Origin of the sequence: Streptomyces sp. NPDC018610, assembly GCF_044391765.1 — a bacterium.
In the GTDB taxonomy this organism is placed as follows: Bacteria; Actinomycetota; Actinomycetes; order Streptomycetales; family Streptomycetaceae; genus Streptomyces.
The window spans coordinates 412,152-419,784 of the sequence record NZ_JBISAL010000004.1 but is presented as its reverse complement, the minus strand read 5'-3'; the positions used below and the strand labels follow the sequence as shown (position 1 = coordinate 419,784).

Here is a 7,633-nt window from a genome sequence, read left to right as displayed (position 1 = left end):
CCGCCCGCGGTGCGGGGGCGGGCGCCCGCCCGGGGGGGGGCGCGGGCGGGGCCCGGGGGGGTCCCCCCCCCCCCCCCGCCGGCGCCGGGCGGGCCCCCCCCCGGCAGGCGGACGGGCCGGGGCCCGTCCGCCGGCCGGCTCAGGAAAGCCAGCGCTTCCACACCTCCGGGTGGCCGTCCACCCACTTCCGCGCCGCGTCCTGCGGGCTCAGCCTCTGATCGGCGATCATCAGCGAGACCTCGTTCTGGTCCTCGGTGGTCCACTTGAACTTCTTCAGGAACGCGGCCGCCCTGCCGCCGGACTCGGCGAAATCCGCGTTGAGGAACTTCTTCAGCGGGGTGTGCGGGTAGGCGCAGGCCACCTTCGCCGGATCCGCGTCGCAGCCCTCCTTGTACGGCGGCAGCTTCACCTCCGTCATCGGGACCTTCTTCGACAGCCACTGGGGCGTGTACCAGTACGTCAGGAAGGGTTTCTTCTCCTTGGCGAACTGCTTCATCTGGGTGATCTGCGCCGCCTCGGAACCGGCGAACACCACTTGGTAGTCCAGCTTCAGATTGGCCACCAGCGCCTTGTCGTTGGTGACGTAGGACGGCGAACCGTCCATCAGCTGGCCTTTGCCGCCGCTCTCCGCGGTGCGGAACAGCGAGGCGTACTTGTCGAGGTTGTGCCAGTCGGTGATGTCGGGGTGCTGCTCGGCCAGGTAGGTCGGCACGTACCAGCCGATGTGGCCGGTCACCCCGAGTTCGCCGGCGTCGGCGATGGTCTTCTTGTCCTCGACGTACCGCTTCTCCTGGTCGGGGTGGCCCCAGTCCTCCATGAGGGCGTCGACCCGGCCCTGGCTGAGCGCGTCCCAGGCCGGCACCTCGTCGACCTGCACGGTGTCGACGCGGTAGCCGAGCTTGTGCTCCAGGACGTACCGCGCGACGGCCACGTCGGACTGTGCGCCCACCCAGGACTGCACGGAGAGGGTGACGGTCTTCGAACCCCGGGCGTTGGCGAACGGACTGGCCTGCTTGGTCATGTCGGCGGCGCCGCAGCCGGTCGTCACGCCCAGCGCGGTGACGGCGGCGACCAGGGCGGTGGTGCGGATCCGCATGTCAGGCTCCCTTCCCCGCGCGGCGTTCGGTCGGCTGGGTCACCCGGTCGAGCATCAGCCCCAGGCAGACGATGGCCACGCCGGCCACCAGTCCGGTCGCCAGGTCGCCCTGGGCGAGGCCGAACACCACGTTGTAGCCGAGCGCTCCACCGCCGACGAGACCGCCGACGACGACCACGGCGAGCACGAGCACCACGCACTGGTTGACGGCGAGCAGCAGGGCACGCCGGGCGAGCGGCAGCTGGACCTGCCACAGCTGCTGGGTGCCGGTGGCCCCCAGTGAGCGCGCCGCCTCCAGCGCGGCCGGGTCGACCTGGCGCAGCCCCTGGCCGACGATGCGGACGACGGCCGGCAGGGCGTAGACGACGGCAGCGGCGGCGGCGGGGGCGCGGCCTACGCCGAACAGCGCCACGACGGGGATCAGGTACACGAACTGCGGCATGGTCTGGCAGACGTCGAGCACCGGGCGCAGGATCCGTTCGCACCGGCTGCTGCGGGCGGCGGCGACGGCGGTGCCGAGGCCGATGACCAGGGTGACCACCACCGCGGCCAGCACCTGGGAGAGCGTGTCCAGGGACGGCTTCCACACCCCGAGGACGCCGATCGCCGCCATGGCCAGCGTCGCGGTGAGCGCCGTGCGCCAGGTGCCGATCAGCCAGGCCGGCGCGGCGACGACGAGGAGAATCCCCCACCAGGGCAGCCACTGCAGACCGTCGCGGATCGGGTCCAGCACCCAGGTGGTGAAGTGGGCGGCCCAGTCGGCGGTGCCGCCGACGACGGGGACCCCGCTGTAGAGGTGGTCGACCATCCAGTCCTTCGCGGTGTTCACCGGCGCGGCGATGTCGGCGACCCAGCCGCCCGGCCAGGCCAGGGTGCCCGTGAGCCGGCCGATCAGGACCGCGGCGGCCGTCACGGCGGCCACGACGGGCCAACGGGCCGCCGTCCACCCCGGCGCGGCCTCGTCGGTGCCCTCGCCCAGGCGTTCGCCGACGGCGGCGGTGACGCGGTCGAGCACGACGGCGAGCAGCACGATGGGGATGCCGGCCGCCAGAGCGGCGCCCACGTCGACGGAGGCCAGCGCCTGGTACACGCGGTCGCCCAGACCACCGGCCCCGATCATGGACGCGATCACGGCCATCGAGAGCGCCATCATGATCGTCTGGTTGACGCCCAGCATGATCTCCTTGCGGGCGAGCGGCAGGCGGGCGGTCAGCAGTCGCTGCCGGAAGGTGGCGCCGAGCGACTCCACCGCCTCCATCACCCCGGGGTCGGCGGCACGCAGGCCGAGCGAGGTCAGCCGCGCCATGGGCGGGGCCGCGTACACGACGGTGGCGAGGACGGCGGCGGGCACGCCGATGCCGAAGACCAGGACGACGGGCAGCAGGTAGGCGAAGGCCGGGAGCGCCTGCATGGTGTCCAGGACGGGACGCAGCGTCCGGTCGAGGCGATCGGACAGTCCGGCGGCGAGTCCGAGGAGCGTGCCGAGGACGACGGAGGCGAGGACGGCCACGACCATGAGGGCGAGCGTCTGCATGGTCGGCACCCACATGCCGAGGGCGCCGCAGGCCAGGAAGGCGGCGGCGGTGCCGGCGGCGAGACGGACACCGGCAACGCGCCAGGCGACGAGGGCGCCGAGGACCGTGACGCCCGTCCAGCCGGCGGCGAGCAGGGTCAGGTAGACCGCGCGGACGGAGAGGACGACCGCGTTGCTGAGGTAGCCGAAGAAGTACAGGAACAGGGGGTGGCTGTCCCGGTTGTCGATGACCCAGTCGCTCGCGGAGGCGAGCGGTGCGGAGAGGTCGACGGTGAGGGCGTGCGGCCAGGTCGCGCCGGGCCAGCGGGTGGCGGCCCAGGGGGCGAGGACGGCGGCGAACAGGGCGAGCAGGAGGAGCTTGCCCAGGGCCCGGCTCCTCAGCAGGCGGGGGACGCCGGCGCGGGCGGCGGGGACGGAGAGCGTGACCATCAGATCGCCTCCGGACCGGTGCCGGGTGCGGTGGTGGTCACCACGGGGGTGCCGGCGGGCACGGGAGGTTCGGTGGCGGCCCGGGTGGTGTCCGGCCGCTCGGGGTCGGCCGTTCCGGCGACCACGCCCAGCAGGGTGTCGGAGTCCACGACGCCCAGGCACCGGCCCGCGTCCATGACCCGGGCCGCGGCGCCCGCGCGGGCCACCGCCTCGATCGCCTCCGCGACCGTGGCCTCGGGGCGGAGCGCGGGGCCGGCGGCCGCGTCCGTGGCGGACGCGGGGCGCATGGCCGTGCGGACCGTCATCACCTGTTCGCGGGGAACGTCCCGGACGAACTCGCGGACGTAGTCGTCGGCGGGAGACCCGACGATCTCCTCGGGGGTGCCCAGCTGGACGACCCGCCCGTCGCGCATCAGGGCGATGCGGTCGCCGAGCTTGAGGGCCTCGGAGAGGTCGTGGGTGATGAAGACCATCGTGCGGCCCTCCTCGCGGTGCAGGCGGACCACCTCTTCCTGCATGTCGCGCCGGATCAGCGGGTCGAGGGCGCTGAACGGTTCGTCGAACAGCAGTACCTCGGGGTCCACGGCCAGGGCGCGGGCCAGGCCCACCCGCTGGCGCTGGCCGCCGGACAGCTGGCCGGGCCGGCGCTTCTCCATGCCTTCCAGGCCGACCTTGGCGACGACCTCGGCGGCCCGCTCGCGCCGCTTCGATCTGCTGACGCCCTGGATCTCCAGGCCGTAGGCGACGTTGTCCAGGACCGTGCGGTGCGGGAGCAGGCCGAAGTGCTGGAAGACCATGGCGGCGCGGTGCCGGCGCAGCTCGCGCAGGGTGCCCTTGTCCATCGCGCGGACGTCCTCGCCGTCGATGGCGATCGTGCCGGCCGTCGGCTCGATCAGCCGGGTCAGACAGCGCACCAGGGTCGACTTGCCGGAGCCGGACAGGCCCATCACCACGAAGACCTCGCCCTTCAGGACATCGAAGGAGACGTCGCGGACGGCGGCGGTGCAGCCGGTCCGCGCGCGCAGTCCGGCGGCGTCCAGGGCGCTGAGCCCGGGATCGGCGGGGACGCGGTCGGCCTTGGGGCCGAACACCTTCCACAGGCCGTCCACGGAGAAGACGGGGGCGTCGGTGGGGGGCTTGCGAGTGGGGACGGTGAGGGTCATCGGGACTCGCCTCCGATCAGGTCGGCGGCCTTCTCCCCGACCATGAGCACCCCGATCATCGGGTTCACGGCGGGCATGGCCGGGAAGACGGACGCGTCGGCGATACGGATGCCGGACAGGCCGCGGATACGCAGCTGCGGGTCGACCACGGCCAGCTCGTCGTCGGCAGCGCCCATCCTGCAGGTGCCGGCGGGGTGGTAGACGGTGTGCGCGACCTTGCGGGCGTACTCGCTCAGTTCGGCGTCGCCGACGATCTCGGGGCCGGGGCAGACCTCGCGCTTGAGCCAGCCCGCCAGCGGCTCGGCCCTGGCGATCTCCCGGGCGATGCGGAGGCCGTCGACGAGGGTGCGGGCGTCGTAGTCCTCCTCGTCGGTGAAGTAGCGGAAGTCCAGGGCGGGCTTCACGGACGGGTCGGCGCTGGTCAGGAACAGCCGGCCGCGGCTTCTGGGCTTGGGGATGTTGGGGGTCATCGAGACGCCGTACGCGGGGCGCTCGTATCCGAGGCGCTCGGGGTTGTCCGTGAACGGGATCTGGTAGAAGTGGAACATCAGGTCGGGGCCCGGGTGTTCGGGGTCGCGGCGCACGAACAGGCCGGCGTCGGAGTCCATCGCGGAGTTCTCCGGGATGGGGCCGTTCGTCTCCCAGACGATCACCGACTCGGGATGGTCGAGCAGGTTCTCGCCGACGCCCGGCAGGTCGTGCGCGACCGGGATGCCCAGGGCCTCCAGCTCGGCGCGGGGGCCGATGCCCGAATGCAGCAGCAGCCGCGGCGAGTCGACGGCGCCCGCGCACAGGACGACCTCGTTGCGCGCTCGCACCAGCAGTTCCTCGCCGTCCTTGGTACGCACGTGGACGCCCTCGGCGCGGGTGCCGTCCAGTTCCAGCCGGTACGCCCAGGTCTCCAGGAAGACACGGAGGTTGGGGCGCTCGTCCATCACCGGGTGCAGATAGGCGACGGAGGCCGAGGAGCGCTTGTTGTCCTCCGGGTGATAGGCGAGGTCGAAGAAGCCGACGCCCTCGGTGAACGGCTTCGCGTTGAAGCCCTCGACGCGCGGCACTCCGAGCGCCGTTTCGGCCGCGTCGACGAAGTCGCGCGCGATGGCGTTGCGGTCCTTCCCGTCGACCGGGACGATGTTGTTCTTCAGGCGGGCGAAGTAGGCCTCCATGGGGACGGCGCCCCAGCCCTCGGCACCGGCCTGCTCCCACTCGTCCCAGTCGGAGGGGAGCGGCTTGAAGGAGATCAGGGTGTTGTGCGAGGAGCATCCGCCCAGGACGCGCGCCCGGCTGTGCCGGATGTGGGAGTTGCCGCGCGGCTGTTCGGTGGTCGGGTAGTCGTAGTCGAGATCGCCGCCGAGCAGGCCCATCCAGCGGCGCAGGGTGAGGACGTCGTCGCGGCCCACGTCGCTCGGGCCGCCCTCGATGACGGCGACGGTGACGTCCGGGTTCTCGGTGAGGCGGGAGGCGATGACGGAGCCTGCGGTGCCGCCGCCGATGACGACGTAGTCGAATATGTGGGTGTGATCCTGCATGGGCTGGTTACTCCTGCGGGGTGGAAGGGCGTGCGAGGGGTAGCGGCGGGTTCGCCGGCTGGGCGAGTGGGGGCTCAGCCGGCGAACCAGCGCACCGGCTTGGGCGCGAGGTTCTGGTAGACGTGCTTGGACTCGCGGTACTCGGCGAGTCCGGCGGGGCCCAGTTCGCGCCCGGTGCCGCTCTTGCCGAAGCCGCCCCACTCCGCCTGTGGCAGGTAGGGGTGGAAGTCGTTGATCCAGACGGTGCCGTGCCGCAGCCGGCCGGCGACGCGGCGGGCGCGGCCGGCGTCGGTGGTCCACACGGCGCCCGCGAGACCGTACTCGGTGTCGTTGGCGAGGCGGACCGCCTCGTCCTCGGTGCGGAAGGTCTCGACGGTGAGCACGGGTCCGAACACCTCCTCCCGGACGACCCGCATCTCGCGGTGGCAGGCGTCGAGGACGGTCGGCTCGTAGAACCAGCCCGACTCGGGTCGCTGCGCCGACGGTTCGGGCCGCCGGCCGCCGCAGCGCAGCACCGCCCCCTCGGCCAGCGCGGACGCGACGTACGCCTCGACCTTGGCGCGCTGCTCTTCGGAGACGAGCGGGCCGCACTCGATGCCCTCCTCGGTACCACGGCCGATCCTGATCCTCTGGGCGCGGCGGGCGAGTTCGGCGACGAAGCGGTCGCGGACCGACTCCTCGACGATCAGGCGAGCGCCGGCCGAGCAGACCTGGCCGCTGTGGATGAAGGCGGCGTTGAGTGCCTGGTCGACGGCGGTGTCGAAGTCCGCGTCGGTGGCGCAGGCGTCGGCGAAGACCACGTTGGGGTTCTTGCCGCCGAGTTCCAGGGCGACCTTCTTCACACCGGCGGCCGCCGCTCGGGCGACCTTGGTGCCGCTGGCCAGGCCGCCGGTGAAGGAGACCAGGTCGACGCCGGGGTGGTCGGCGAGCCGGGCGCCGACGGTGTGGCCGGGGCCGGTGACGATGTTGGCGACGCCGGCGGGCAGCCCGGCCTCGGCGAGCAGCTCGATCAGGGCGATGGTGGTCAGCGGGGTGATCTCGCTCGGTTTGACCACGAAGGTGTTGCCGGCCGCCAGGGCCGGAGCGATCTTCCAACTGGCCTGGAGAAGAGGGTAGTTCCAAGGGGTGATCAACGCGCAGACGCCGACCGGCTCGTGCACGACGACGCTGTGGATGTCGGGCGAGCCGGCGTCGACCACCCGGCCCGGAGCCTCGGCGGCAATCAGGTCGGCGAAATAGCGGAAGGCGTCGGCGACACAGTCGATGTCGACGCGGCCCTCCTCCACGGTCTTGCCGGCGTCGCGGCTCTCCAGCAGGCCGAGTTCCTCGCGGTCGCGCACCAGGAGGCCGGCGACGCGGCGCAGCAGCGCGGCGCGCTCGGCGGCCGGGGTGTGCGGCCAGGGGCCCTGGTCGAACGCCTGTCGGGCGGCGGCCACCGCCTTCTCCGCGTCCCTCTCGTCCCCCTCGGCGACCACGGCGAACGGCCGGGCGTCGGCCGGGTCGAGGACCTCGCGCGTCGCGCCGGAGCTCGCCCGTAGCCATTCGCCTCCCGCGTGGATGGTCGCCTGGTCCTGTCGTTGCGTTCTGTCCGCCATGCTCGGTGCAGCCTTCCGTTCCTGTTCCGTCCCCCTGCGTCACATGGGTGTCACGCTCGGGGATCGTGGCCGCATGCCCGACCCTGCGGATTGCATGCGCAATCGGTGACCGAAAGTGTCCGGCGTCACTGAGAAGACGGCCAAAAACGGACGAACAGGGGCAATAGGGGTCCCGGAAGGGTGGAACGAGGGTGCGGCAGCCCGTAGGCCTGATCCTTCATCGAGATCGCGACCGCCACGTGCCGTCACCGAGCACCCGCGACCGGTGCTGCCGCGGCTCGTGAACA

Annotated in this window: 5 protein-coding genes; all 5 read right to left on the bottom strand. The window is 72.6% G+C overall.

The genetic code is table 11. The features are described from left to right. Positions 1 to 139: 139 nt before the first annotated feature. Positions 140 to 1,096, bottom strand: coding sequence for an ABC transporter substrate-binding protein (locus ACH5A8_RS13745; RefSeq protein WP_399001345.1), 957 nt, complete (start codon positions 1,094 to 1,096; stop codon positions 140 to 142). A 1-nt stretch (position 1,097) separates the two neighbouring features. Then, positions 1,098 to 3,059, bottom strand: coding sequence for an ABC transporter permease subunit (locus ACH5A8_RS13740; protein WP_399001343.1), 1,962 nt, complete (start codon positions 3,057 to 3,059; stop codon positions 1,098 to 1,100). Beyond that, the gene (locus ACH5A8_RS13735; RefSeq protein WP_399001341.1) at positions 3,059 to 4,222 is read right to left on the bottom strand and encodes a glycine betaine/L-proline ABC transporter ATP-binding protein; all 1,164 of its coding nucleotides are present in this window, start codon (positions 4,220 to 4,222) and stop codon (positions 3,059 to 3,061) included. The genes ACH5A8_RS13740 and ACH5A8_RS13735 overlap by 1 nt, the downstream gene beginning before the upstream one ends. Beyond that, positions 4,219 to 5,751, bottom strand: a complete 1,533-nt coding sequence (locus ACH5A8_RS13730) for a GMC family oxidoreductase (protein WP_399001340.1) — start codon at positions 5,749 to 5,751, stop codon at positions 4,219 to 4,221. The genes ACH5A8_RS13735 and ACH5A8_RS13730 overlap by 4 nt, the downstream gene beginning before the upstream one ends. A gap of 74 nt (positions 5,752 to 5,825) precedes the next feature. Then, positions 5,826 to 7,346: an aldehyde dehydrogenase family protein gene (locus ACH5A8_RS13725; protein ID WP_399001338.1), complete on the bottom strand. Its 1,521-nt coding sequence runs from the start codon at positions 7,344 to 7,346 to the stop codon at positions 5,826 to 5,828. Positions 7,347 to 7,633: the final 287 nt, after the last annotated feature.